Source organism: Variovorax sp. RKNM96, from assembly GCF_017161115.1.
In the GTDB taxonomy this organism is placed as follows: domain Bacteria; phylum Pseudomonadota; class Gammaproteobacteria; order Burkholderiales; family Burkholderiaceae_C; genus Variovorax.
On the sequence record NZ_CP046508.1, the window covers coordinates 2,302,332 to 2,325,878 of the forward strand.

Annotated in this window: 27 protein-coding genes; 15 read left to right on the forward strand and 12 right to left on the reverse strand. The window is 65.9% G+C overall.

The window, feature by feature from the left end:
• Positions 1–6 precede the first annotated feature (6 nt).
• A complete protein-coding gene (locus tag GNX71_RS10540) occupies positions 7–801 on the forward strand; it encodes a heme ABC transporter ATP-binding protein (RefSeq protein WP_206178260.1) in 795 nt (264 codons plus the stop codon).
• Positions 802–822: 21 nt separating this feature from the next.
• On the opposite strand, the gene GNX71_RS10545 is transcribed toward GNX71_RS10540, so the two are convergent.
• Together GNX71_RS10545 and GNX71_RS10550 are read right to left on the reverse strand one after the other, a co-directional pair.
• Positions 823–1,581, reverse strand: a complete 759-nt coding sequence (locus GNX71_RS10545; protein WP_206178261.1) for a hypothetical protein — start codon at positions 1,579–1,581, stop codon at positions 823–825.
• A 22-nt stretch (positions 1,582–1,603) separates the two neighbouring features.
• Positions 1,604–2,425 (reverse strand): pyruvate, water dikinase regulatory protein, encoded by an 822-nt coding sequence (locus GNX71_RS10550; protein ID WP_206178262.1) that lies wholly within the window; start codon positions 2,423–2,425, stop codon positions 1,604–1,606.
• 190 nt (positions 2,426–2,615) lie between these two features.
• Here GNX71_RS10550 and ppsA point away from each other — a divergent pair, with 190 nt between their 5' ends.
• The 7 genes from ppsA to dnaB all read left to right on the forward strand — a co-directional run bounded on the left by ppsA (position 2,616) and on the right by dnaB (position 8,880).
• Complete coding sequence (gene ppsA, locus GNX71_RS10555; RefSeq protein WP_206178263.1) at positions 2,616–5,009, forward strand: phosphoenolpyruvate synthase; 2,394 nt, start codon at positions 2,616–2,618, stop codon at positions 5,007–5,009.
• A 136-nt stretch (positions 5,010–5,145) separates the two neighbouring features.
• Positions 5,146–5,640 carry a hypothetical protein gene (locus GNX71_RS10560; RefSeq protein ID WP_206178264.1) on the forward strand — a complete coding sequence of 165 codons (495 nt, stop codon included), beginning with the start codon at positions 5,146–5,148 and terminating at the stop codon, positions 5,638–5,640.
• 116 nt (positions 5,641–5,756) lie between these two features.
• Positions 5,757–6,131, forward strand: coding sequence for a 30S ribosomal protein S6 (rpsF, locus tag GNX71_RS10565; RefSeq protein WP_019655917.1), 375 nt, complete (start codon positions 5,757–5,759; stop codon positions 6,129–6,131).
• Positions 6,132–6,135: 4 nt separating this feature from the next.
• The gene (priB, locus tag GNX71_RS10570) at positions 6,136–6,450 is read left to right on the forward strand and encodes a primosomal replication protein N (RefSeq protein WP_013540524.1); all 315 of its coding nucleotides are present in this window, start codon (positions 6,136–6,138) and stop codon (positions 6,448–6,450) included.
• A 21-nt stretch (positions 6,451–6,471) separates the two neighbouring features.
• A complete protein-coding gene (gene rpsR / locus GNX71_RS10575) occupies positions 6,472–6,753 on the forward strand; it encodes a 30S ribosomal protein S18 (RefSeq protein WP_007830781.1) in 282 nt (93 codons plus the stop codon).
• Positions 6,754–6,765: 12 nt separating this feature from the next.
• Positions 6,766–7,218, forward strand: a complete 453-nt coding sequence (gene rplI / locus GNX71_RS10580; protein ID WP_013540525.1) for a 50S ribosomal protein L9 — start codon at positions 6,766–6,768, stop codon at positions 7,216–7,218.
• Between the two features lie 255 nt (positions 7,219–7,473).
• Complete coding sequence (gene dnaB / locus GNX71_RS10585; protein ID WP_206178265.1) at positions 7,474–8,880, forward strand: replicative DNA helicase; 1,407 nt, start codon at positions 7,474–7,476, stop codon at positions 8,878–8,880.
• A 16-nt stretch (positions 8,881–8,896) separates the two neighbouring features.
• Here the strand turns inward: dnaB and GNX71_RS10590 are convergent, their stop codons facing one another.
• The 8 genes from GNX71_RS10590 to GNX71_RS10625 all read right to left on the reverse strand — a co-directional run bounded on the left by GNX71_RS10590 (position 8,897) and on the right by GNX71_RS10625 (position 14,575).
• Positions 8,897–9,643 (reverse strand): YafY family protein, encoded by a 747-nt coding sequence (locus GNX71_RS10590; RefSeq protein ID WP_206178266.1) that lies wholly within the window; start codon positions 9,641–9,643, stop codon positions 8,897–8,899.
• Positions 9,643–10,110 (reverse strand): MGMT family protein, encoded by a 468-nt coding sequence (locus GNX71_RS10595; RefSeq protein WP_241027222.1) that lies wholly within the window; start codon positions 10,108–10,110, stop codon positions 9,643–9,645. Before GNX71_RS10595 ends, GNX71_RS10590 begins: the two co-directional genes overlap by 1 nt.
• Complete coding sequence (locus GNX71_RS10600) at positions 10,107–10,556, reverse strand: GyrI-like domain-containing protein (protein WP_206178267.1); 450 nt, start codon at positions 10,554–10,556, stop codon at positions 10,107–10,109. Before GNX71_RS10600 ends, GNX71_RS10595 begins: the two co-directional genes overlap by 4 nt.
• A gap of 41 nt (positions 10,557–10,597) precedes the next feature.
• Complete coding sequence (locus GNX71_RS10605) at positions 10,598–11,047, reverse strand: EVE domain-containing protein (RefSeq protein ID WP_206178268.1); 450 nt, start codon at positions 11,045–11,047, stop codon at positions 10,598–10,600.
• A gap of 5 nt (positions 11,048–11,052) precedes the next feature.
• On the reverse strand, positions 11,053–11,424 hold the full coding sequence (locus tag GNX71_RS10610) for a VOC family protein (protein ID WP_206178269.1): 372 nt from the start codon (positions 11,422–11,424) through the stop codon (positions 11,053–11,055).
• 150 nt (positions 11,425–11,574) lie between these two features.
• Entirely contained in the window at positions 11,575–13,359 is a 1,785-nt protein-coding gene (locus tag GNX71_RS10615; protein ID WP_206178270.1) for a PhoH family protein, read from the reverse strand.
• Between the two features lie 221 nt (positions 13,360–13,580).
• Positions 13,581–14,057 (reverse strand): peroxiredoxin, encoded by a 477-nt coding sequence (locus GNX71_RS10620; protein WP_007830801.1) that lies wholly within the window; start codon positions 14,055–14,057, stop codon positions 13,581–13,583.
• Between the two features lie 134 nt (positions 14,058–14,191).
• Positions 14,192–14,575, reverse strand: coding sequence for an Mth938-like domain-containing protein (locus tag GNX71_RS10625; RefSeq protein WP_206178271.1), 384 nt, complete (start codon positions 14,573–14,575; stop codon positions 14,192–14,194).
• Between the two features lie 99 nt (positions 14,576–14,674).
• Here GNX71_RS10625 and GNX71_RS10630 point away from each other — a divergent pair, with 99 nt between their 5' ends.
• From GNX71_RS10630 to GNX71_RS10655, 6 genes are all read left to right on the forward strand, one after another.
• Complete coding sequence (locus GNX71_RS10630) at positions 14,675–15,907, forward strand: pyridoxal phosphate-dependent aminotransferase (RefSeq protein ID WP_206178272.1); 1,233 nt, start codon at positions 14,675–14,677, stop codon at positions 15,905–15,907.
• A gap of 95 nt (positions 15,908–16,002) precedes the next feature.
• Positions 16,003–17,325 carry a homoserine dehydrogenase gene (locus GNX71_RS10635; protein WP_206178273.1) on the forward strand — a complete coding sequence of 441 codons (1,323 nt, stop codon included), beginning with the start codon at positions 16,003–16,005 and terminating at the stop codon, positions 17,323–17,325.
• A 20-nt stretch (positions 17,326–17,345) separates the two neighbouring features.
• Positions 17,346–18,761, forward strand: coding sequence for a threonine synthase (gene thrC, locus GNX71_RS10640; RefSeq protein WP_206178274.1), 1,416 nt, complete (start codon positions 17,346–17,348; stop codon positions 18,759–18,761).
• 18 nt (positions 18,762–18,779) lie between these two features.
• Complete coding sequence (gene mobB / locus GNX71_RS10645) at positions 18,780–19,325, forward strand: molybdopterin-guanine dinucleotide biosynthesis protein B (RefSeq protein WP_206178275.1); 546 nt, start codon at positions 18,780–18,782, stop codon at positions 19,323–19,325.
• Positions 19,318–20,604: a gephyrin-like molybdotransferase Glp gene (gene glp / locus GNX71_RS10650; RefSeq protein WP_206178276.1), complete on the forward strand. Its 1,287-nt coding sequence runs from the start codon at positions 19,318–19,320 to the stop codon at positions 20,602–20,604. The genes mobB and glp overlap by 8 nt, the downstream gene beginning before the upstream one ends.
• Before the next feature lie 7 nt (positions 20,605–20,611).
• Positions 20,612–20,863: a MoaD/ThiS family protein gene (locus tag GNX71_RS10655; RefSeq protein WP_206178277.1), complete on the forward strand. Its 252-nt coding sequence runs from the start codon at positions 20,612–20,614 to the stop codon at positions 20,861–20,863.
• Here GNX71_RS10655 and dapA read toward each other — a convergent pair.
• Entirely contained in the window at positions 20,850–21,746 is an 897-nt protein-coding gene (gene dapA, locus GNX71_RS10660; RefSeq protein ID WP_206178278.1) for a 4-hydroxy-tetrahydrodipicolinate synthase, read from the reverse strand. The two genes, GNX71_RS10655 and dapA, sit on opposite strands and share 14 nt — an antisense overlap.
• 254 nt (positions 21,747–22,000) lie before the next feature.
• Here dapA and GNX71_RS10665 point away from each other — a divergent pair, with 254 nt between their 5' ends.
• Complete coding sequence (locus GNX71_RS10665; RefSeq protein WP_206178279.1) at positions 22,001–22,477, forward strand: molybdenum cofactor biosynthesis protein MoaE; 477 nt, start codon at positions 22,001–22,003, stop codon at positions 22,475–22,477.
• Here the strand turns inward: GNX71_RS10665 and GNX71_RS10670 are convergent.
• On the reverse strand, positions 22,474–23,469 hold the full coding sequence (locus GNX71_RS10670; protein ID WP_206178280.1) for a Bug family tripartite tricarboxylate transporter substrate binding protein: 996 nt from the start codon (positions 23,467–23,469) through the stop codon (positions 22,474–22,476). The genes GNX71_RS10665 and GNX71_RS10670 overlap by 4 nt on opposite strands.
• Positions 23,470–23,547 lie beyond the last annotated feature (78 nt).

A 23,547-nucleotide genomic window follows, 5' to 3' on the forward strand; every position in this document is an offset into this window, starting at 1 on the left:
GAGGGTATGACGGCAGGGATGGGCGCGCTGTCGTGCGCGGGCGTCGAGGTGCGCATCGGTGCGAAGACCTTGCTGGCGAATGCCTCCGTCGAACTGGCACCGGGCCGCGTGACCGCGATCCTCGGACCGAACGGTGCGGGCAAGTCGACGCTGCTGTCGGTGCTGTCCGGCCAGCGCGAACCGACGCGGGGCAGGACGAAGCTCGACGGCCGGCCGCTCGCGGACCACGGCATGCCGACGCTGGCGCTGCGTCGCGCGTTGATGCCGCAGGAAAGCGCGGTCGCCTTCGACTTCACCGCGCACGACATCGTCGCGCTGGGGCGCTACCCGCATCGCCGGGCGCCTGATCGCGACGAGGACGGGATCATTGCCGAGGCGATGGCGCTGACCGACGTCACGGCGCTGGCGCCGCGCATCCTCAACACGCTGTCGGGCGGCGAGAAGGCCCGGGTTCACCTGGCACGGGCGCTGGCACAGCTCTGGCATCCGCGGCCCGATGGCGGCACGCGCTGGTTGCTGCTCGACGAGCCCACCGCGGCGTTGGACCTGGCCCACCAGCATTCGGCGATGCGCCTCTTGCGCGCCTGGGCGGCGCGCGGGGTGGGCGTGGTGGCCGTGCTGCACGACCTGAACCTGGCACGGCGTTATGCCGACGAGGTGGTGGTGCTGGGCGCTGCAGACGGTCTGCGGCAGGGGCCGACGGCCGAGGTGCTTCAGCCCGCGCTGATCGAATCGGTCTGGCGCATGCCCTGCCAGCCGGTCACCAGCGCGGACGGCACGGTGCAGTACCTGTTCGGCTGAGGCTCCGGCACCGGGGCGCGCTCAGGTCCAATCGAAAGTGAAGAGCGCGATCGAATCCTGCGGGTCGTAGAACAGCAGGATGCTGTCCGCGCCATGCAGACAGTAGTTGTAGCCCGGCACGTGCGCGATGAAGCGGAAGCGGCGGCCGTCCGCCGTGAGAGGGGCGGGGTCGCCCGCAGGATTCCGGTCGATGGGCCATTCGCTGCTCTCGGACCAATTGCCTTCGAAGGCTTCTCCCCCCAATTGCGCCAGCAGGGGCAGCGGGTCGCCGTCGCCGTCGAAGCCGCGAATTTCCTGACGCTTGTGCAGCAGCGCGAGGGTGTCCGGGTCGCGCACATTCCTGAAGCCGGTTCGCATGATGTCCAGTCGATGGCAGCTTGCGTAGTGCGCTCGCATCGCGGCAAAGGCCTGGTGCGAATCCTCGTGGCGGATATCGAGCTCGCTGCGAAACGACGGCGACAGGTCCGGATCGTTGACCTCGAAGTACCTCCAATCCCCGAGCAGCGTGTAGCGGTCGTCCTTCAGTCCGAAGGCCAGCCAGTTGGGGCGCAGGAATTCGCCGTGGTGGACCACCGTCGATTGACCGATCAATCCTTCATAGGGCTCGATCGGGCTCAGCATGTGGATGCGGCCTTCCCACGCGGGGTCGATAGCGCTCAGGTCGATGGCGCACAGCGGATGCAGATGCCGCGCGTACCGGTCGACGGGATCGCTGAAGACGTCGCCCGGGTCGGGGAACGGGTGCAGGAAGGGCGCGGGCTGGCGGATATCCGTGAGCATCTGCTATCAAAAATGGAGCAAATCAGTAGGTCAGCCGCTCCGGCCGAAGCTCCTGCAGGATCGTCGTCGCGATTTCCTCGATCGACTTGGTCGTGGTCGATAGCCAGCGGATGCCGGCGCGCCGCATCATCGCCTCGGCCTCGCTCACCTCGTGGCGGCAGTTCTCGAGGCTCGCGTAGCGCGAATCGGGCCGCCGCTCGTTGCGGATCTCGCTCAGGCGCTCGGGCTGGATCGTCAGGCCGAAGATCTTCTTGCGGTGCGGCATCAGCGCCGGCGGCAGCTGGCGGCGGTCGAAGTCTTCGGGGATCAGCGGGTAGTTGGCCGCTTTCAGGCCGTGCTGCATCGCCAGGTAGAGCGAGGTGGGCGTCTTGCCGCTGCGGCTCACGCCGACCAGGATCACGTCGGCGCCCTGCAGGTCGCGGTTGCTCTGGCCGTCGTCGTGCGCGAGGCTGAAATCGATGGCCGCGATGCGGGCGTTGTATTCCTTGCTCTTGCTCACGTCGCTGAAGCGGCCGATGCGGTGGTTCGATTTGACCGCCAGCTCGATTTCCAGCGGCCGCACGAAGGTGCCGAACATGTCCAGCAGCATGCCCTTGCAGCCGGTTTCGATCACTTCCAGCACGTCCATGTTGGCCAGCGTGGTGAAGACGATGGGCCGCACGCCTTCGAGTTCGGCCGTGTGGTTGATCTGCCGCACCGCCTGGTGCGCCTTGTCGACCGTGTCGGTGAATGGCAGCCGCACGTGGCGCGGCTTCATCTCGAACTGGGCCAGCACGGCGTTGCCGAAAGTCTCGGCGGTGATGCCGGTGCCGTCGGAAATGAAGAAAACAGTGCGTGTCTGCATGGTGTTGCTCTTGCGGCCTTGTCCTGCGGCGCGGGCGACCTTGCCACGCCTACAATCCGGTCCATTATCGGGAATCCGCTTTCCCAACCCCCATTCTTCTCATGCACGCCGCTTCCGCACCCAAAGCAACGACAACGATCGTGCCGTGCCGCCTGCATGCAGCACCGGTTTCAACTTCTGGAGCTTCCCCATGTCTGCACTTTTCGACGCGACCGCCCTGGTCGTACCGTTTGAAAACCTGAGAATGACCGACGTCGAGGCGGTTGGCGGCAAGAACGCCAGCCTCGGCGAAATGATCTCGCAGCTGCCGCAGGGCGTGCGGGTGCCGACCGGTTTCGCGACCACGGCCCATGCATTCCGCCAGTTCCTGGCCCACGACGGCCTGGCCGACAAGATCAGCAAGCGCCTGGCCGCACTGGACACCGAGGACGTGCGCGCCCTGGCCGTCGCCGGCGCCGAGATCCGCGCCATGGTCGAGGCCCAGCCCTTCCCGGCCGACCTGCAGAAAGCCATCGGCGAGGCCTTTGCCACGCTGAGCGCCGGCAACCCGTCCGCCTCGTTCGCCGTGCGTTCCTCGGCCACCGCCGAAGACTTGCCCGACGCTTCGTTCGCCGGTCAGCAGGAAACCTTCCTGAACGTGGTCGGCATCGAGGACGTGCTGCACAAGATGAAGGAGGTGTTCGCCTCCCTCTACAACGACCGCGCCATCAGCTACCGTGTGCACAAGGGCTTCGAGCACGACGTGGTCGCGCTCTCGGCCGGCGTGCAGCGCATGGTGCGCTCCGACCTCGGCGCCGCCGGCGTGATGTTCACCATCGACACCGAATCGGGCTTCGAAGACGTGGTGTTCATCACCTCGAGCTACGGCCTCGGCGAAACCGTGGTGCAGGGCGCCGTGAACCCCGACGAGTTCTACGTGCACAAGCCGACGCTGCGCGCCGGCAAGAAGGCCGTGATCCGCCGCAACCTCGGCTCCAAGCTGATCCAGATGGAGTTCGCGACGCCCGAAGAGAAAAAGGCGAGCGGCAAACTGGTGAAGACCACCGACGTCAAGGCCGAGCAGCGCAACCGCTATTCGCTGAGCGACGCCGACGTCGAGCAACTGGCCAAGTACGCCCTCGTCATTGAAGAACACTACGGCCGTCCGATGGACATCGAGTGGGGCAAGGATGGTACCGACGGCCATCTCTACATCCTGCAGGCGCGCCCCGAGACGGTGAAGAGCCAGCAGCAGGGCAAGGCCGAGCAGCGCTACAAGCTGCTGGGCAAGGGCACAGTGCTCGCGGAAGGCCGTGCCATCGGCCAGAAGATCGGCACCGGCCCTGTGCGCCTGGTGCACAACATCAGCGAAATGGACAAGGTCCAGGCCGGCGACGTGCTCGTCACCGACATGACCGACCCGAACTGGGAACCGGTGATGAAGCGCGCCGCCGCCATCGTCACCAACCGCGGCGGACGCACCTGCCATGCGGCCATCATCGCGCGCGAACTCGGCATTCCGGCCGTGGTCGGCTGCGGCGACGCGACCGACCTGCTGAAAGACGGCACGCTGGTCACCGTGAGCTGCGCCGAAGGCGACACCGGCTTCATCTACGACGGCCTGCTCGAGACCGAAGTGACCGAAGTGCAGCGCGGCGTGATGCCCGAAATCGACATCCAGCTGATGATGAACGTCGGCAACCCGCAGCTCGCCTTCGACTTCGCGCAACTGCCGAACCACGGCGTGGGCCTGGCGCGCCTGGAGTTCATCATCAACAACAACATCGGCGTGCACCCGAAGGCGATCCTGGACTACCCGAACGTCGACAACGACCTGAAGAAGGCCGTGGAGTCGGTGGCTCGCGGCCACGCTTCGCCGCGCGCCTTCTACGTCGACAAGGTGGCCGAGGGCATCGCGACCATCGCGGCGGCTTTCTGGCCCAAGAAGGTCATCGTGCGCCTGTCGGACTTCAAGTCGAACGAGTACCGCAAGCTGATCGGCGGCAGCCGCTACGAGCCGGAAGAAGAGAACCCGATGCTGGGCTTCCGCGGCGCGGCGCGCTACCTGAGCGCCGATTTCGGCGAAGCCTTCGCCATGGAATGCGAGGCGCTCAAGCGCGTGCGCAACGACATGGGCCTGGTCAACGTGCAGATCATGGTGCCCTTCGTGCGCACCCTGGGCCAGGCCGAGCGCGTGACCACGCTGCTGGGCGAGCATGGTCTGAAGCGCGGCGAGAACGATCTCAAGCTGATCATGATGTGCGAGGTGCCGAGCAACGCGATCCTGCCGGAAGAGTTCCTGAAGTTCTTCGACGGCTTCTCGATCGGCTCGAACGACCTGACCCAGCTCACGCTGGGCCTGGACCGCGATTCGGGGCTCGAGCTGCTGGCAGCCGACTTCGACGAGCGCGATCCGGCCATCAAGGCGCTGCTGAGCCGCGTCATCAAGGCCTGCAAGGCCGAAGGCAAGTACGTGGGCATCTGCGGCCAGGGCCCCAGCGACCATCCGGACTTCGCGCTCTGGCTGGCGGAAGAGGGGATCGAGTCGATCTCGCTCAATCCTGACAGCGTGATCGACACCTGGCAGCAACTGGCCAAGCGCTGAGCTTCGTCCGTCGCACCGGACTGCGGAAATCCCCATGGGGGGATTCCCGCGAGGCGTGGGTGTTTTTGAAACAAATTGCGTAATTGATGCCAGACTTCTGAGACTCACGGGCGTATCCCGGAAGGGAGAGACCACCATGATTCTTGTGAAGACGCCGGCCGGCCATCAGGCCCTGAAGGACCGCTCGGTCCCCATGACACCGCGCCAGCGCTCGGCGTTCATTCTTTTCGATGGCAAGCGCTCGGTCGACGAGGTGCTGGCCAACGGCATGGGCATCGTGCGCGAGGACATCGACCACATGGTCGCGCTGGGACTGCTGGAGGCGGCAGCGGGCAGTGCGACGTCACCTGCACCGACACCGATGGCGGGCGGCGCGCCGGCAGAGGCTCCGAAACCGGCCGCTTCTGCGGCTGGTTCCAGCTCTTCCGGCCGCAGCAAGCAGCAGCGCTACAAGGACGCCTACCCCATCGCCATCCAGCTCACGGGCAGTCTGGGTCTGATGGGGTTCCGGCTCAACCTGCAGGTCGAGGGTGCGACGAGCTACGAAGACCTGCTGGCGCTGGCGCCCAAGATCCGCGCCGCGGTCGGCCCCGAGAAGGCCGCCGCCCTGGACAAGGCCCTCAACGACTGAGGTGCCTTGCCGGATTGTCAATTCCAGGGCTATAATCGCCGGCTTTGCCTTGCCACACTGCGCCCGACGCTGCAGGTGGCTTTTCCTCTTCCTCGGAAGAATCCACAAGGAGTGCCATGCGTCACTACGAAATCATTTTGCTGATCCACCCGGATCAGAGCGAGCAAGTTCCGGCCATGCTGGAGCGCTACAAGGGCCTGATCACGGCCGGCGGTGGCAAGGTCCATCGCGTTGAAGACTGGGGCCGCCGCCAGCTGGCCTACCAGATCAACAAGCTCAACAAGGCGCACTACCTGTGCGTCAACATTGAAGCCGAGCAAACCGTGATGGGCGAACTGGAACACGCGTTCAAGTTCAACGATGCCGTGCTGCGTCACCTCACCGTCCAGAAGAAGAAGGCCGAAACCGGTCCTTCGTCGATGATGAAGACGGTCGAGCGCGAAGAAGCCCGCAAGGCCCAGCAGGCCGAATACGCCGCCAACAACAACTGATGGCGTGACTGCTGCCGCTCTGGCAACCGGTGTCAATCAGCTCTTGCTGACCGCCTCGGTTGCCGAACTCGGAGCCTTGCGATACACGCCCGCCGGTCTGCCCGCCATCGACCTTCGACTCGAACACGAGTCGACACTCGATGAAGCAGGCAAACCCCGGCAGGTGAAGACGGCCCTCAAGGCCGTTGCCTTCGGCGCCATCGCCGAACGGCTCGCAAGACAGTCGATGGGAAGTCTCTGGCGTTTTCAGGGTTTTCTCGCGACACCGGGCAACGGCAAGCATCCGGTCCTGCACATCCAGGATTTTCAGCAAGATTAATTTTCGACAAGAGGTCCCCAAATGGCCACGTTCAAGAAATTCAACAAAGACAAGCGCCCGAAGCGCAACACCCAGTCGCTGCTGTTCAAGCGCAAGCGCTTCTGCCGTTTCACCGTCGCTGGCGTCGAGGAAATCGACTACAAGGACATCGACACGCTGCGTGACTTCATCAGCGAAAACGGCAAGATCATCCCCGCACGCCTGACCGGCACGCGCGCGATCTACCAGCGCCAGCTCAACACCGCCATCAAGCGCGCCCGCTTCCTGGCCATGGTCCCGTACAGCGACCAACACCGCGTCTAAGGAGCCGACACCATGCAAGTCATTCTTCTGGACAAGGTCGTCAACCTCGGCACCCTCGGCGAAATCGTCAAGGTCAAGGACGGTTACGCACGCAACTTCCTGATTCCGTCGGGCCGCGCCCGCCGCGCCACCGCTGCCAACAAGGCCGAATTCGAAGCCAAGCGCGTCGAACTCGAAAAGGCTGCGGCCGCCAAGCTGGCTGAAATGCAAGCCCAAGGCGAAAAGCTCGGCGGCACGACCGTCAAGCTGACGCAAAAGGCCGGCGTCGACGGCCGCCTGTTCGGCTCGGTCACCAACGGCGACATCGCTGAAGAGCTGGGCAAGCAAGGCTACAAGGTTGCCAAGTCGCAAGTGCGCCTGCCCAACGGCCCGATCAAGGTCGTCGGCGACAGCACCGTGGCTGTTGCGCTGCACACCGACGTGGTCGTCGAGATCACTGTCACGGTCTACGGCGAAACCGCCTGATCGTTCGTGGCGCCTCGTGCGCTGCCGCGAAAGCCGCCTTCGGGCGGCTTTTCTTTTTGCGAACGTTGCCCCCAGGCTTTTCGCTGCGCGTAACGCCACCCCCTGAGGGGGCCGTGCGGCTCGCCTTGGAGCGGCCCGGCGGCGCCCGCCTGAGTTTTCCAGCGCGTTGCACCGGAAGATCACTGTTTATTAACAACCTTGTCCACAGGCGCAGCGCCGTGCGCGGCTTAGCATGCAGGGTTGCAAGGGAAGTCCATGTCCGCCGTTTTCTCCTACACCGACGGTAATTCGTCGGCCGACCGCCAGATCGCCCAACTGCGCATTCCGCCTCACTCCATCGAGGCCGAATCGAGCGTGCTTGGTGGCCTGCTGCTCGACAACGGCGCCTGGGACCGCATGGGCGACCTGCTGGTCGACGACGACTTCTACCGTCACGAGCACAAGCTGATCTACGCCGCCATCGGCGGACTGATCAATGCCAGCAAGGCGGCCGACGTCATCACCGTCTTCGAGCGGTTGCAGAGCCTGGGCAAGGCCGACGATATCGGCGGACTGGTCTACCTGAACTCGCTCGCGCAGTACGTGCCGAGCGCGAGCAACATCCGGCGCTATGCGGAGATCGTGCGCGAGCGCTCGATCCTGCGAAAGCTCGTCTCGGCCAGCGACGAGATCGCGACCAACGCCTTCAACCCGCAGGGCAAGCCGGTCGACAAGATCCTGGACGAAGCCGAGCAGAAGATCTTCAACATCGGCGAGGAAGGCTCGCGGATGAAGCAGGGCTTCCAGAGCATGGATGCCCTGGTGGTCGAGCTGCTCGACCGCGTGACCGAGATGGCCGAGAACCCGAACGACATCACGGGCGTTCGCACCGGTTTTCACGATTTCGACAAGATGACCTCGGGCCTGCAGCCGGGCGACATGATCGTGCTGGCCGCGCGCCCCTCGATGGGCAAGACCTCGCTGGCGATCAACATCGCCGAGCACGTGGCGCTCAACGAAGGCCTGCCCGTTGCCGTGTTCTCGATGGAAATGGGCGCGTCCCAGTTGGCGGTGCGTATCGTCGGCTCGATCGGCCGCATCGACCAGGGGCACCTGCGCACCGGCAAGCTCAGCGACGAAGAGTGGCCGCGCCTGACCGAAGCCATCGAGAAGCTGCGCACCGTGTCGCTGCACATCGACGAGACGCCGGGCCTCTCGACCAGCGAACTGCGCGCCAATGCACGCCGACTCGCGCGCCAGTACGGGCGCCTGGGCCTGATCGTGGTCGACTACCTGCAGCTCATGTCGACCAGCTCGAGCGGCGACGAGAACCGCGCAACGGCCGTGGGTGAAATCTCGCGGGGGCTGAAGATGCTCGCCAAGGAACTCAAGTGCCCGGTGATCGCGCTCTCGCAGCTCAGCCGCGGCGTGGAAAGCCGCACCGACAAGCGCCCGATGATGAGCGACTTGCGCGAATCCGGCGCCATCGAGCAGGACGCGGACATCATCATGTTCATCTACCGCGACGACTACTACGACAAGAACAGCAAGGAGCCGGGCGTGGCGGAGGTGATCATCAGCAAGCACCGAAACGGCCCCACGGGCACCGTCAAGCTGGCCTTCCTGAAGCCGATCACCAAGTTCGAGAACCTGGAAGGCTACAGCCACAGCGATCAGTACTGACGTGAACGCGGCGGGGTCAAATGGCCGAAGGACCTTGCGCCTTCGACGGCCATGTCTGCGGTTCCGGCGGCGTCGTTTCCACCTGGCGGGCCTTCACCTGGCGCAGCAGGTCGGCCAGCGTCTTGCCCGGTTCGTCGCGAAATCGATCGGGCAGAACCTCGACCGCATCCATGCGATCGACGCGAAACCCGCGGAAGTCGTTGCGCAGTTCGCACCAGGTCGAGAGCGTCCAGACCTTTCCCCAGTAGAAGCAGCCGAGCGGCCGCACCGTGCGCTCGCTGGCATCGCCCGACACGTCGCGGTAGTTCAGGCGCAGTTTCTGGCGCGCCTGCACGGCCTCGCGCAAGGCCTGCAGCCGCGCGCCCATGACGTCGTCCAGCCCCAGCGCGGGCGCATAGAGCGCCAGCGCTTCCGCCGAGACGCGCGCGGCCGGCGGCAGCACCGAGAGGATCTTGCCCAGCCCCGCCTCGATGTCGCGCGCCAGCGCCGGATCGACCCAACTCTGCGCGAGCCGCGCCGCGGCCACGAGCGCCGAGGCTTCGTCCTGCGTGAACATCAGCGGCGGCAGCTCGAAGCCCACGCCCAGCCGGTAGCCGACGCCGGCTTCGCCTTCGATCGGCACGCCCTGGTGCTGCAGGTCGGCCACGTCGCGGTACACCGTGCGCTCGGACACCTCCAGACGCTGCGCGAGAAACGCGGCCGTGGTGAGCCGGCGCCCGCGGATGAGCTGCACGAGCTGGAAGAGGCGGTCGGCGCGGCGCATCAGCGCGTTCCGGAGAGCTTCTTGGCGAAGTCCTCGACGAAGTAGCGCTTGCCGCGCTGGACGACGGTGTGGCCTTCGGCTTCGAGCCTGACCATCTGCGCCTCGATGCCGCCGGGGTACTTGGGGTTGAGTTCGCCGCCGATCTTGAGGGTGCGCCAGTAGGGCGTCCGGTCTTCCACCTTCAGCGACTCTTCGGTGGCGTGCGCGACCATGTGCGCAAAGATCGCCGTGGTCACGGTGCAGCCGATGGTGGCGCGATGGCGCACCGCGATGTCCTCGCCGATGCCCATCACGGTCGCGAGCCGGCCTTCGGGAATGTCGCGCATCGCCTCCTCGACCTCGCGCGGGGAGGGCGTGGCGATGGTGCCCTCGCCGTGGCGCTTTCGCATCGGCGCGGGGATCTCCTTGACGTTCGGCAGGTGCGGGTAGCTGGCGAGCCTTTCGCGCCAGCTCTTCTTCATGCTCATGCAACTCCGATGTGGATCGCCACCTTGTCCGGCCCCTCGTAGGCTTCGAAATCGCTCTGGTAGCGGCGTGCGATTTCCGGGTGCGCCTCGAAATACTGCCAGATGCGTTGCCAGGTGGCGATCACCATCTGCGGCATCTCGCCCTGGCCGGTGAAGACGAGGTAGTCGCCGGCCTCGACGGCCACGCTGTCCGCGCCGTCCGAGACGGCCACGCCGACGGTGATGTCGAACGGGCCGTGGGCATCGGATTCGTAGGCGGAGTAGATGCCGAAGATGCGCGCGTCGCCCGTGCGATGGGGTGTCGATACGTAGGTCTGCTCGCCGAAGAAGCGGCCCCACAGTGCGCCGATGCGGGCCGTGGCGGGATCGTTTTCTTCGCGGTTGGTCGTGCGGACCGTGAGGCCGGCGACCCGGAAGGCGTCGTGGTGTTGGCGGGCGGGTTCCATGGGGTTCTTCTCCTGCGTCTGCGATGTTCGGGTGTTGCTGCTCAAAGGGCGAGCGTTTTCAGGTCTGTCTTCATGGTCCGGGCGATCAAGGCCATGTCGGCGTCGGTCACGTCGAACATGCCGAAGCGGAACTTGTAGCCCCACTGCTTCGGCGTCTCGATGAAGGCGAGGCGTTCGATCAGCGGCGCGATGGGTGCTTCGTGCGATGCCGCGTAGCTCACATCGCGGCGCCACAGGACGAAGCCGCCGCCCATGTCGAATTCGTAGGGTTCGCCGGGCAGCACGGTGCCGATCGCAACGAAGCTCTGCAGCTTGTCCGTGCCGCCGAACACCGTGGCCGGCGAATAGTAGGCCACGCGGTCACTCGCGGCGACCCGCTTGAGCGGGCCCAGCTTGCCGTGGCCGACCTGCATGAAGCCGAGCGGCTTGTGGTCGCGCCCACGCCGGGCATGCTCGGCGCTCGCGACGGCGATCCAGTTGCGCTGTGCCATGGCGTTCAGGCGAGGGCGTGCAGGCCGACTTCGTTGCCTTCGGTGTCGCGCAGATGGGCGATGAAACCCATGCCCGGCGGCAGCGCCGACTTGGGCGCCACGACCTGCCCGCCGGCCGCCTCGACGCGCGACAGCACGGCGTCGATGCTGGGCATGCAATCGAGGTAGACGCGGATGCTGCTGCCGACGCGGCCGGCGGCACTTGCGCCGGCCTGCAAGGCGCCGCCGACGCCCGGGGCGTCATACGGAAAAATAGCCAGCGCCTCGCCGCCGAGACTTTCGCGGCGCAGCTTGCGTGCCAGCACGGTTTCATAGAAGGCCTGGGCACGGTCCAGGTCGCTGACCGGAATCTCGAACCAGGTGATTGCGTTCTGCATGAGGAACTCTCTTTCGTTGTGTTGGAAGGAGCCTCGATGGTGCGAGCCGCCTCCTGACAACGTCTTGTCAGGAGCCTGTCATCGCGGGGCGAAAAAAAGCCCGCGATGCCCCAGGGGAGCATGCGCGGGCCTGGTTGGTTGACTGGCTTTTTAGAGCACGTCGCTCGCGAAATCGGCCAGGCGCGAGCGTTCGCCGCGCGCCAGCGTGATGTGCCCGCCGTGCGGCCAGCCCTTGAACTTGTCGACCGCGAAGGTGAGGCCCGAGGAGCCTTCCGTGAGGTACGGCGTATCGATCTGCGCCAGGTTGCCCATGCAGATGATCTTGGTGCCCGGGCCAGCGCGGGTGATCAGCGTCTTCATCTGCTTGGGCGTCAGGTTCTGCGCCTCGTCGATGATCACGTACTTGTTCAGGAAGGTGCGCCCGCGCATGAAGTTCATGCTCTTGACCTTGATGCGGCTGCGGATCAGCTCGTTGGTGGCCGCGCGGCCCCATTCGCCGGCACCACCGCCGTCGCCCTTGGCGAGGAACTCGAGGTTGTCGTCCAGCGCGCCCATCCAGGGGCCCATCTTTTCTTCCTCGGTGCCGGGCAGGAAGCCGATGTCCTCGCCCACGCTCACGGTCGCGCGGGTCATGATGATCTCGGTGTAGCGGCGGTCGTCCAGTACTTGCGTGAGGCCCGAGGCCAGCGCCATCAGGGTCTTGCCGGTGCCGGCGGTGCCGGTCAGCGTGACGAAGTCGATCTCGGGGTCCATCAGCAGGTTCATCGCGAAGTTCTGCTCGCGGTTGCGCGTGTTCACGCCCCAGACCGCGTTCTTGCCCGAGCTGTAGTCCTTGAGCGTCTTGAGCACCGCGGTCTTGTCGCGGATCTCGGTGACGCGCGCGTACATGCTCGGCTCGCCGGGCGCCTCGAAGAAGACGAACTGGTTGATGTACAGATTGGGCACGATCGGACCGCTGATCCGGTAGAAGGTGTTGCTGCCGCTCTGCCAGCTCTCGACGGTCTTGCTCTGGCGGGTCCAGAAGTCGGGCGGGAGCGCCAGCGAACCGGCATAGAGCAGGTCGCCGTCTTCCAGCGTCTTGTCGTTTTGGTAGTCGTCGGCGGCAAGGCCCAGGGCGCGCGCCTTGACGCGCATGTTGATGTCTTTCGACACCAGCACCACTTCCTGCTTCGGCTTGCCGGGGCGATCCTTGGCGTACTCGTCGCGCAGCGCATGCACGACACCCAGGATCTGGTTGTCGGCCTTGCCCTGCGGCAGGCTGATCGGCAGCGAGTAGTCGAGCGGGGCGGTCTGGAAGAACAGCCGGCCGCCGGCCTCGCGGTGGCCGGTGGTGTCGAGCTTCAGGCCCTTGTCGATGTCGGCGTCCTGCGCGCCGGCCAGCGCATCGAGCGTGCGGCTGGTCTGGCGGCCGTTGCGAGCGACTTCGGTGGTGCCTTTCTTGTGTCCGTCGAGCTCTTCCAGCACGATCATCGGCAGGAAGATGTCGTGCTCCTCGAAGCGGAACAGGCACATCGGGTCGTGCAGCAGCACGTTCGTGTCGAGCACGAACAGCTTGGCCGGACCGGTGGACTTGCTGCGCTTGGGGCGAGCCGGGGCCTGGGGCGCGACCGCTGCGGGAGCGGGTGCGTAGGTCGGGGCGGGTGCCGTGGGGACCCGGGTCTCGACCTGGATGGCGGGCTGTTGTTGCGGAGCGGGCACGGGTGCGGGCGCCTGCCTGGATTTGGCCCGGCGCGACGGGCGCGCGGTTTCGCCGCCACCTGCTTCGGAACCCAGGTTGTCGAACAGCTCCAGCGGCTTCGGCCCGTTCGAGGTCGTCTCGTCAGCGCGCTCGTCGCCGGAGCGGCGCGACCCCCTGTGCGAGGACCGGGCGGGCGCGTCGATCGCGTCCGGCGAAAGCAATGCGGCGCGTTTCGTGGGGGCGGGAGGCAATGGCATGAGTGAGGTCGCTCGCAAAAAAGTGGAAACCAGAAAACGAAAAAGCCGCCTGAAGACCTAGGCGGCTTTGTTCGGAGGATGCGGTCGTGGAGCTCAACGGCATAGGGCCATTATGCACACCGCAGATGACACGCCAGAGGCTCTTTGCCGCTTTTACGCGCTGCGTGGGGCATTCCCCACGCAAATCGCGCAAAAGCGCAAGCTGGCATTTCCTGCTGCGATCAGGCGGCCTTCTTGAGCGCCTTGACTGCCTTGAGCACGTCATCGACGTGGCCCGGAACCTTGAGCCCGCGCCATTCGGCCTTCAGGATGCCGTCGGCGCCGATCAGGAAGGTGCTGCGTTCGATGCCCTTGACCTTCTTGCCGTACATGATCTTGTTCTTGACCACGCCGAACATGTGGCACATTTTTTCTTCGGTGTCGGCGATGAGTTCGAAAGGCAGCTCGAGCTTGGCCTTGAACTCGTCGTGCGACTTCATGTTGTCACGGGAAACGCCGAAAACGGTGGCGCCGGCCTTTTCGAAGTCCTTGTAGCGGTCGCGAAACTGCATGGCTTCGGTGGTGCAACCCGGGGTGTTATCTTTCGGGTAAAAATACATGACCAGCACGTGGCCGAGATGCGAGGTATTCGAGACCTTGAGGCCGCCCGTGGCGTTGGCGTCGAATTCAGGAATGGGTTTGTTGACAACGATCGCCATGAAACTTGTTTTCTCCGTTAGATTCCGTGGATCGAGTTCTTTGGGGCAGACTCGATGCGCGGAGGATTGGTCGTTGCTAACTTTGGGGTAGCTGGCCTGTTCGCAACCCGCTATTTTACCCCGAAAACACCCTCTCAGTCAGGTGGCGGGCTCTCGATCAGCAGGGCGGCGATCACATGCCGGCCTTCGCCGGCCAGGATGTTGTAGGTCCGGCAGGCGGCCGGGGTGTCCATGGTCTCGACGCCGGTGCGCTGCGCCATCAAGGGCTGGAGCCAGGCGGGCTGCGGGAAACGAATGCGGGTTCCGCTGCCGAAAATGATCAATTCGGCCCCCAATCCCGCCAATTGCGCGAAATGTTCCGGGCCAATTTCGTCGAAACGGGTGCAATTCCACTCGAAACGCTCGCCGCGGGAGCCGACCACCACGCTGCCCTCGACCTTTTCGTTGTTGATCGCGACCCAGCCGGGGCCGTGTGCGGTGAGGGACTGGGCGTCGGATTTGTCGGGCTGGAGCTTCATCTGGTCACTGGGAACTGTGGTCAAATTATAGGTTTTCCCCAGTGACACGAGGCCTGCAGGGGCCTTTGACCCTCGAGTAAACACGCCCGGGAGGGCCCTTTGAAGCAGCTCAAGAAATCGGCCAAGCTGGCCAACGTTCTCTACGACATCCGCGGTCCCATCATGGATGCCGCCAAGCAGATGGAAGAGGACGGCCAGAAGATCATCAAGCTCAATATCGGCAATCTCGCCGTGTTCGGCTTCGATGCGCCCGAGGAAATCCAGCAGGACATGATCCGCAACCTGCCGAATTCGGCGGGCTATTCGGACAGCAAGGGCGTCTTTGCCGCGCGCAAGGCGGTGATGCACGAGACCCAGAAGCAGGGCATTGCCGGCGTCACGCTGGACGACATCTACTTGGGCAACGGTGCCAGCGAGCTCATCGCCATGTCCACGAACGCGCTGCTCGACGACGGCGACGAGCTGCTCCTGCCGGCCCCCGACTACCCCCTGTGGACCGCCTCCACCAGCTTGTCCGGCGGCACCCCGGTGCATTACCTGTGCGACGAGGCCAACGGCTGGATGCCCAACCTGGACGACATCCGCGCCAAGATCACGCCGCGTACCAAGGGCATCGTGGTCATCAACCCGAACAACCCGACCGGCGCGCTCTATTCCGACGAGCTGCTCAAGAGCATCGTGGCCATTGCGCGCGAACACGGCCTCGTGATCTTTGCCGACGAGGTCTACGACAAGGTGCTGTACGACGGCGTGAAGCACACCGCCATCGCCAGCCTGTCGACCGACGTGCTCACGCTCACCTTCAATTCGCTTTCCAAGAGCTATCGCTCGTGCGGCTACCGCGCCGGCTGGGTCGTGGTCTCGGGCGACAAGCGCGCGGCGCAGGACTACATCGAGGGCCTGAACATGCTCTCGAACATGCGCTTGTGCGCCAACGTGCCGGGCCAGTGGGCCATCCAGACGGCCCTGGGCGGCTACCAGAGCATCAACGACCTGGTCTGCGACGGTGGGCGACTGCGCCGCCAGCGCGACCTGGCCTACGAACTGATCACCGCCATTCCGGGCGTGACCTGCGTCAAGCCGAGCGCCGCGCTCTACATGTTCCCCAGGCTCGATCCCGAGGTCTACCCGATCGCGGATGACCGCCAGTTCTTCCTCGAGCTGCTCAAGGAAACCCGCGTGATGCTGGTGCAGGGCACCGGCTTCAACTGGGCCACGCCGGACCATTTCCGCATCGTGTTCCTGCCCCACGAAGACGACCTGCGCGAGGCCATCAACCGCATCGCGAAGTTCCTGGAGCAGTACCGCCTGCGCCGCAAGACGGGAAAGTGAAATCTGCTGGCGGCGGCATGTGCCGTCGCCTTGCCGGTGCTGCCTGAAGGCCGCCCCCCATCCAAACCATGAACGCCATGAGCGCGACTCTCCCAATGAAACCCATCCAAGTAGGCCTGCTCGGCGCAGGCACGGTCGGCAGCGGCACCTTCAAGGTGCTTCAGCGCAACCAGGAAGAAATCAAGCGCCGCGCCGGCCGCGGCATCGAGATCACCATGGTGGCCGACCTGGACACCGCCCGCGCCCGCGAAGTGGCCGGCGAAGGCGTCAAGGTGGTGGCCGATGCGCGCGAGATCATCGCCAACCCTGAGATCGACATCGTCATCGAACTGATCGGCGGCTACGGCGTCGCCAAGCAGCTGGTGCTCGAAGCCATTGCGGCCGGCAAGCATGTGGTCACAGCCAACAAGGCGCTGCTGGCGGTGCACGGTACCGAGATCTTCGCGGCCGCGCATGCCAAGGGCGTGATGGTGGCCTTCGAAGCGGCCGTTGCCGGTGGCATCCCGATCATCAAGGCGCTGCGCGAAGGCCTCACGGCCAACAGCATCCAGTGGCTGGCCGGCATCATCAACGGCACGACCAACTTCATCCTCTCCGAGATGCGCGACAAGGGGCTGGACTTCGCCACCGTGCTGAAGGAAGCCCAGCGCCTGGGCTACGCCGAAGCCGACCCGACCTTCGACATCGAAGGCGTCGATGCCGGCCACAAGGTCACGCTGATGAGCGCCATCGCGTTCGGCATCCCGGTGCAGTTCGACAAGGCCCACATCGAGGGCATCACCAAGCTCGCCGCGCAAGACATCAAGTACGCCGAGCAGCTCGGCTACCGCATCAAGCTCCTGGGCATCACCAAGCGCACGGCCAAGGGCATCGAGCTGCGCGTGCACCCGTCGCTCGTGCCCTCCAAGCGCCTGCTGGCCAACGTCGAAGGCGCGATGAACGCGGTGGTGGTGCACGGCGACGCCGTCGGCACCACGCTCTACTACGGCAAGGGCGCCGGCAGCGAGCCGACCGCCAGCGCGGTGATCGCCGACCTGGTCGACATCACCCGCCTGCACACGGCCGACGCCGCGCACCGCGTGCCGCACCTGGCCTTCCACCCCGATGCGATGAGCGACCTCAAAGTGCTGCCGATGGCCGAGGTCGTCACCAGCTACTACCTGCGCCTGCGCGTGGCCGACCAGGCCGGCGTGCTCGCCAAGGTGACGGGCCTGTTGGCCACCGCCGGCATCAGCATCGACGCGGTACTGCAGCGTGAAGCCGACGAAGTGGGCGGCGAGGGCTCGACGCAGACCGACCTCATCATCCTCACGCACGATGCGCGCGAAGGCACTGTCAACGACGTGCTGGCCGAGCTGCAGGCGCTGCCGACCGTGCTGGAGCCGATCGTGCGCATCCGCAAGGAAGAGCTGTCCTGAGGACGGCACAGAGGAATACCGTGAACTACCTGAGCACCCGCGGCCACCCCGACCGCAAGCGCTTCTGCGAAATCCTCCTCGAAGGCCTCGCGCCCGATGGCGGCCTGTACCTGCCGGAAAAGTATCCGCAGATCGACACCGCCACGCTCGCCAAGTGGCGTGACCTGCCGTATGCCGAACTGGCCTTCGAGATCCTCTCGCTCTACATCGACGACATCGCGCCGGCCGACCTGAAGGCCATCTGCGCCAGGACCTACACCGCCGAGGTGTTCGGCACCGACGAGATCGTGCCGCTGCGCGAGCTCGAAGACGGCGTGTACATCGAAGCCCTGTCCAACGGCCCCACGCTGGCCTTCAAGGACATGGCGATGCAGCTGCTGGGCAACCTGTTCGAGTACGAACTGGGACGCCGCGGCGCCGAACTCAACATCCTGGGCGCCACCAGCGGCGACACCGGCAGCGCGGCCGAGTACGCCATGCGCGGCAAGAAGGGCGTGCGCGTCTTCATGACCTCGCCGGACGGCCGCATGAGCCCGTTCCAGCAGGCGCAGATGTTCAGCCTGCAGGACGAGAACATCCACAACATCGCCATCACCGGCGTGTTCGACGACTGCCAGGACATCGTGAAGGCGGTGTCCAACGACCTGGGCTTCAAGCGCAAGTACCGCATCGGCACGGTCAACTCGATCAACTGGGCGCGGCTGCTCGCGCAGGTCGTCTATTACTTCGCGGGCTATTTCCAGGCCACGGCGAGCAACGACAAGCCGGTGAGCTTCACCGTGCCCTCGGGCAACTTCGGCAACGTCTGCGCGGGCCATGTGGCGCGCATGATGGGCCTGCCGATCCAGACGCTGGTGGTCGCCACCAACGAGAACGACGTGCTCGACGAGTTCTTCCGCACCGGCATCTACCGCGTGCGCGGCGCGGCCGACACGCACGAGACCTCCAGCCCGTCGATGGACATCAGCAAGGCCAGCAACTTCGAGCGCTTCGTGTTCGACCTGGTGGGCCGCGATGCCGGCAAGCTGCGCAAGCTGTTCGTCGAAGACCTGGGCCTCGAAGGCCGCTTCGACCTGAGCGCCGACCCGGCCTTCGGGCAGGCGGCCGAACGCTTCGGCTTCAAGAGCAGCCGCAGCACGCACGCCGATCGCCTGGCCACCATCCGCGACACCGAGAAGCGCTTTGCCACGCTGGTCGATCCGCACACGGCCGACGGCCTGAAGGCCGCGCGCGAATTCCTCGTGTCCGGCGTGCCGATGGTGGTGCTCGAAACCGCGCTGCCGATCAAGTTCGCCGCCACGATCGTCGAAGCCCTGGGCCACGAACCCGACCGGCCCGCGAAGTTCGAAGGCATCGAGGCGCTGCCCAAGCGCGTGGTCAAGCTGCCGGCGGACGCCGAGGCCGTCAAGGCCTACATCGCCCAGAACTGTGACTGACCGCGGCCGGGCCCGGGCATGAAGGTCGTCGGTTTCGCCGGCTATTCGGGCGCGGGCAAGACCACGCTGCTGGAGCGGCTGATCCCGGCGCTCAAGCGGCTCGGCCAGCGCGTGTCGGTGGTCAAGCATGCGCACCACAAGTTCGACATCGACCATCCCGGCAAGGACACGTACCGTCACCGCGAGGCGGGCGCCTTCGAGGTGGTGGTCGCGTCCGACCAGCGGCTGGCGGTCATGCGGGAGTTCGAGCTCCCCGTGGAGCTCAGCGTGCACCAACTGCTGGCCGAGGTGCATCCGGCCGCCGACTGGGTGCTGGTCGAGGGCTTCCGGCACAGCGACGTGCTGAAGATCGAGATCTGGCGCCAGCCCGAAGGCGGCGAGCCATCGCGGCCGGTGCTCTACACCGACGATCCATTCGTCACCGCCGTCGCCACGGACGACCCGGCCAGCCTGCCGACACCCACTGAACGGCCGCTTTTCGACCTCAACGACGCAGAGGCCATCGCGCAGTGGCTCATCGCCAATGGCGAGCGCTTCGAGTACAACCCGGGACACCATGGCTGACACACCCGTTCCGTTCTCCGCGTCCAACGCGCGGCCCCCGCTGATGCCGCTGGACGAGGCCATCGCGCAATTGCTGGCCAAGGCCGTGCCGAAGTTGCCCGATGAAAGCGTCGTCACCTTCGACGCCGACGGCCGCGTGCTCGCGCAGGATCTCGTCTCCGGCCTCACTGTCCCGCCGCGCGACAACAGCGCGATGGATGGCTACGCGGTGCGCGCGGCCGACTGCGCCGCGCCCGGCGCCGTGCTCGAGGTGACGCAGCGCATTCCCGCCGGCACGGTGGGCACGCCGCTCGCGGCCGGCACCGCGGCGCGCATCTTCACCGGCGCGCAGATTCCCGAGGGCGCCGACGCCGTCGTGATGCAGGAAGACACCAGCGCCACGCCGCAGGAAGGCGGCCTGGGTTCGGTGCGCGTGGCCATCGTTCCAGTGGCCGGCCAATGGGTCCGCCGCGCGGGCGAGGACGTGGCCTCCGGCGATGTCGTGCTGAAGAAGGGCGAACGTCTCACGCCCGCCGCGCTCGGTCTCGCGGCCAGTGTCGGCTTCCACAAGCTGCAGGTCGCCCGCAAGCCGCGCGTGGCGATGCTCTCCACCGGCGACGAGCTGGTGATGCCCGGCGAGGTCGCGCCCGACGCGATGAAGCCCGGCGCGATCTACAACTCCAACCGCTTCTTCATGCGCGCCTTGCTGCACCGGCTGGGCTGCGAGGTGAACGACCTGGGCATCGTGCCCGACAACCGCGAGACCACCATCGCGGCACTGCGCGATGCGGCCGAGGCGAGCGACCTGATCATCACGACCGGTGGCGTCTCCGTCGGCGAGGAAGACCACATCCGCGCCGCTCTCCAGTCGCTCGGCGAACTGCAGCTCTGGTCGCTGTCGATGAAGCCCGGCAAGCCTTTCGCCTATGGGTCCATTCCGCGCAGCAACGGGCAGGGCGTGTGCCACGTGACGGGGCTGCCCGGCAATCCGGTGTCGAGCTTCCTGACCTTCCTGATGCTCGTGCGGCCCTTTCTGCTGACGCTGCAGGGCGCCGATCGCGTGACGCCCGAGGCCGTGCAGATGCGCGCCGATTTCGACTGGCCGCGCGCCGACAAGCGCCGCGAATTCCTGCGCGCACGGCGCAACGCGGCGGGCGGGCTCGACCTGTTCGCCAACCAGAGCTCGGGCGTGCTCACCTCGATGGTCTGGGGCGATGGCGTGGTCGACAACCCCTCGGGCCAGACGATCAAGTCGGGCGACACCGTGAACTTCATTCCCTTCGCCTCGCTGCTCGCCTGACATTCCCATGAAGGTCCAGATCCGTTACTTCGCCTCGGTGCGCGAGGCGCTCTCCAGCAGCAACGAAACCGTCGACACCCATGCCGAAACGCTCGCTGCGCTGCGCGACGAGCTCATCGCGCGCGGCGGGGCGCACGCCACCGCCCTCGCGCGCGGCCGGGCGGTGCGCATGGCGCTCGACCAGGTCATGAGCGACGAAGCCGCAGCCCTGCACGAAGGCTGCGAGGTCGCGTTCTTCCCGCCGGTTACGGGCGGCTGAGTCGCGTGTCCAGCGCTACCAGGCGCTCGCGCAGGTCGTCGGAGGCGCGGGTCATCGGCGAGCGCAGCTCGTCGCGCATCGCGCCGCCGTGGGCCAACAGCGCCTTCACCGGGCCGGGGTTCGATTCGGCGAACAGCATCTCGATCAGCGGCTGCAACGGCTGCCATTCGGCGCGCGCTTCGGCCACGCGGTTGTCGGCCAGCAGGCGCAGCACCTGCACGAAGCGCTTCGTCTGCACATGCCCGCTCGCTGCGATGGCGCCCACGCCGCCTTCGGCCACCGTCGAGAAAATCTGGTGGTCTTCGCCCGACAGCACTTGCAGCCGGCCATCGGCGATCAGGGCGCGCGTCTTGGCCATGTCGCCGCCGCAGTCCTTGATGCCCTGGATGCGCGGATGTGCTGCCAGCGCCAGCAGCGTCTCGCGCGAGAGGGTGGCGCCGGTGCGATAGGGGATGTCGTAGATCAACACCGGCACCGCGCTCGCATCGGCGATCGCGCGGAACCATTCGAGGAGGCCCGCCTGCGAAGGGCGGATGTAGTGCGGCGCGGGCACGAGAAGACCCGCCAGCGGCCGTTCCGAGAGCTTGCGCACCCAGGTCGTCGTCTTGCCCAGGTGGTAGCCCGAGAGGCCCATGACGACCGGCAGGCCGCCGGCAGCGGCCAGTACCGTGTCGAGCGAAGCCAGTTGCTCCGCCTCGTCGAGTGCGGCAGCTTCGCCGGTCGAGCCGCAGACCACGAAGCCGGCCACGCCGTTGTCGGCAAGCCGGCGTGTCAGCGCGGCGAGGGCGGCATGGTCGACCGCGCCGTCACGGAACGGCGTGACGAGCGGAATCCAGAGGCCCGAGAAATCGGGGGTGGGGGAGATGGGCTGTTGTTGTGGCACGCAGGCTTCCTTTCAGGAATCAACCGATGGAAAGAACCACCGTCCGATGCGCGCACAACCATGCAGGGGGTCAAAGCCTCTTGGCAGGTTCCGTCGCTCATCCGACGACGGAACCGCAGCTCCGGTCAGACGAGCTTTGGTTTTTTGGCTTTGCTGCCCTGGCGCGCGCAACGGCTCTCGGGGTGCGAAAGCACCGTGGAGAGCGTGGCGAGGCAAGGCATGGACGCAGTCTATCTCGATGACACAATCCGGACATGAGCGTTGCGCGTGTTTCGATCCAGACGGGTGATTTCGACTTAAGCCAGGAGCTCGCCACGTTGCGTGCGGGCGACAAGCGCGTGGGCGCGGTCTGCAGCTTCATCGGCACGGTAAGGGACCGCAACGATGGCAGCACCATCGCCTCGATGGAACTGGAGCACTACCCCGGCATGACCGAGAAGGCCATCGAGGCCATGATCGACGAGGCGCACAAGCGCTTCGACATCCTCGGCGCCCGCGTGATCCACCGTGTCGGCCTGCTGCAGCCGCTCGACCAGATCATGATGGTGGCGGTGATCTCGGCCCACCGCGGCCAGAGCTTCGAGGCCTGCGAGTTCCTGATGGATTACTTGAAGACCCAGGCCCCGTTCTGGAAAAAAGAACAGACGCCCGAAGGCGCCCGCTGGGTCGATGCGCGCGTCAGCGACGACGCGGCGCTGGCGCGCTGGGGCATCTCTGCCCCGAATGCTTAAAGCGGCTTGAAGCCGCTGGCCTGGATGATCCGCTCCCAGGTCTGCGTGTACGTGCGCACACGGCCCGCGAACTGCCCCTGCGGCTCGTAGCCGACCGTCAGCCCCATCGTCGTGAGCTTCTGCTTCACATCGGGCATCGCCAGTACTTTCTGCAGCGCATCGCCGTACTTGTCGATGATCGGCTGCGGTGTGCCCACCGGCGCGAAGATGCCGTAGTAGGGCAGGTCTTCCAGGTTCGAGAAGCCCAGTTCGGTGAAGGTCGGCACGTTCGGAATCACTGCCTGGCGCTTGGCGCCGATGGAGGCCACGATGCGCACCTTGCCCGCCTTGTGGTTCTCGATGAAGTCCGGCACCGAGGCGATGCCCGCGGTGATCTGGTTGCCCAGCATGTCGGCCGTCATCGGGGCGCTGCCGCGGTAGGGCGCGGGCTGCACGTCGATCTTGTACTTGTCCGAGATCATCTTCACGAGGAATTCGGGAATCGATGCGGGCGCGGGGATGCCGATGGTCTCCTTGCCGCCCTTGGCGGTGCGGACCCATTTCACGTACTCGTCGATGCTCTTGGCCGGCGTGCCGCCAGAGACGGCCAGCACGTTGGCGAAGGTGGCGAAGCCGGCCACGGGCACGAAGTCTGTGGCGGGGTTGAAGCCGGGGTTCTTCACCACCTGCGGCAGGATCGAGATGGTGTGGTCGTGCGTGAGGAACAGCGTGTGGCCGTCGGCGGGCGACGACTTCAGCACCGTTGCCGCGATCTGGCCGCCCGCGCCGGCGCGGTTCTCGACCACCACCGGGACGCCCAGCACGTCCTTGAGTTTTTCGCCCAGTGTGCGTGCAATGGCATCAGTGCCCGCGCCGGCCGGAAAGCCCACGAGCAGGCGGATGGGCGTGCCGCTTTGCGCCTGCGCAAGGCCGCACAGGCTCATGGCGGCTAAAAAGAGGCTGGCGCTGAGCGCGCGGCGAACCGGCTGAACGCGCTGCATTGAAAAAACCATGATCGACTCCATTCGAGAGAGAGAAATGCCTACGGCAGGAAGGGGCGGGGCACCGTGCAATACCCGTGCCCACGGCAC

Bases quoted from the DNA above. Each gene is read 5' to 3' on its own strand.
- GNX71_RS10605 (WP_206178268.1), bottom strand. From the start codon at position 11,047: ATGGCACAGCGCAACTGGATCGCCGTCGCGAGCGCCGAGCATGCCCGG.
- GNX71_RS10550 (WP_206178262.1), bottom strand. From the start codon at position 2,425: ATGCAGACACGCACTGTTTTCTTCATTTCCGACGGCACCGGCATCACC.
- GNX71_RS10540 (WP_206178260.1), top strand. From the start codon at position 7: ATGACGGCAGGGATGGGCGCGCTGTCGTGCGCGGGCGTCGAGGTGCGC.
- rplI (WP_013540525.1), top strand. From the start codon at position 6,766: ATGCAAGTCATTCTTCTGGACAAGGTCGTCAACCTCGGCACCCTCGGC.
- GNX71_RS10620 (WP_007830801.1), bottom strand. From the start codon at position 14,057: ATGGCGATCGTTGTCAACAAACCCATTCCTGAATTCGACGCCAACGCC.
- GNX71_RS10665 (WP_206178279.1), top strand. From the start codon at position 22,001: ATGAGCGTTGCGCGTGTTTCGATCCAGACGGGTGATTTCGACTTAAGC.
- GNX71_RS10560 (WP_206178264.1), top strand. From the start codon at position 5,146: ATGATTCTTGTGAAGACGCCGGCCGGCCATCAGGCCCTGAAGGACCGC.
- rpsR (WP_007830781.1), top strand. From the start codon at position 6,472: ATGGCCACGTTCAAGAAATTCAACAAAGACAAGCGCCCGAAGCGCAAC.
- GNX71_RS10610 (WP_206178269.1), bottom strand. From the start codon at position 11,424: ATGCAGAACGCAATCACCTGGTTCGAGATTCCGGTCAGCGACCTGGAC.
- GNX71_RS10600 (WP_206178267.1), bottom strand. From the start codon at position 10,556: ATGGAACCCGCCCGCCAACACCACGACGCCTTCCGGGTCGCCGGCCTC.
- ppsA (WP_206178263.1), top strand. From the start codon at position 2,616: ATGTCTGCACTTTTCGACGCGACCGCCCTGGTCGTACCGTTTGAAAAC.
- GNX71_RS10590 (WP_206178266.1), bottom strand. From the start codon at position 9,643: ATGCGCCGCGCCGACCGCCTCTTCCAGCTCGTGCAGCTCATCCGCGGG.
- GNX71_RS10625 (WP_206178271.1), bottom strand. From the start codon at position 14,575: ATGAAGCTCCAGCCCGACAAATCCGACGCCCAGTCCCTCACCGCACAC.
- glp (WP_206178276.1), top strand. From the start codon at position 19,318: ATGGCTGACACACCCGTTCCGTTCTCCGCGTCCAACGCGCGGCCCCCG.
- GNX71_RS10545 (WP_206178261.1), bottom strand. From the start codon at position 1,581: ATGCTCACGGATATCCGCCAGCCCGCGCCCTTCCTGCACCCGTTCCCC.
- GNX71_RS10670 (WP_206178280.1), bottom strand. From the start codon at position 23,469: ATGGTTTTTTCAATGCAGCGCGTTCAGCCGGTTCGCCGCGCGCTCAGC.
- GNX71_RS10635 (WP_206178273.1), top strand. From the start codon at position 16,003: ATGAAACCCATCCAAGTAGGCCTGCTCGGCGCAGGCACGGTCGGCAGC.
- GNX71_RS10595 (WP_241027222.1), bottom strand. From the start codon at position 10,110: ATGAGCATGAAGAAGAGCTGGCGCGAAAGGCTCGCCAGCTACCCGCAC.
- GNX71_RS10655 (WP_206178277.1), top strand. From the start codon at position 20,612: ATGAAGGTCCAGATCCGTTACTTCGCCTCGGTGCGCGAGGCGCTCTCC.
- rpsF (WP_019655917.1), top strand. From the start codon at position 5,757: ATGCGTCACTACGAAATCATTTTGCTGATCCACCCGGATCAGAGCGAG.
- mobB (WP_206178275.1), top strand. From the start codon at position 18,780: ATGAAGGTCGTCGGTTTCGCCGGCTATTCGGGCGCGGGCAAGACCACG.
- dnaB (WP_206178265.1), top strand. From the start codon at position 7,474: ATGTCCGCCGTTTTCTCCTACACCGACGGTAATTCGTCGGCCGACCGC.
- GNX71_RS10615 (WP_206178270.1), bottom strand. From the start codon at position 13,359: ATGCCATTGCCTCCCGCCCCCACGAAACGCGCCGCATTGCTTTCGCCG.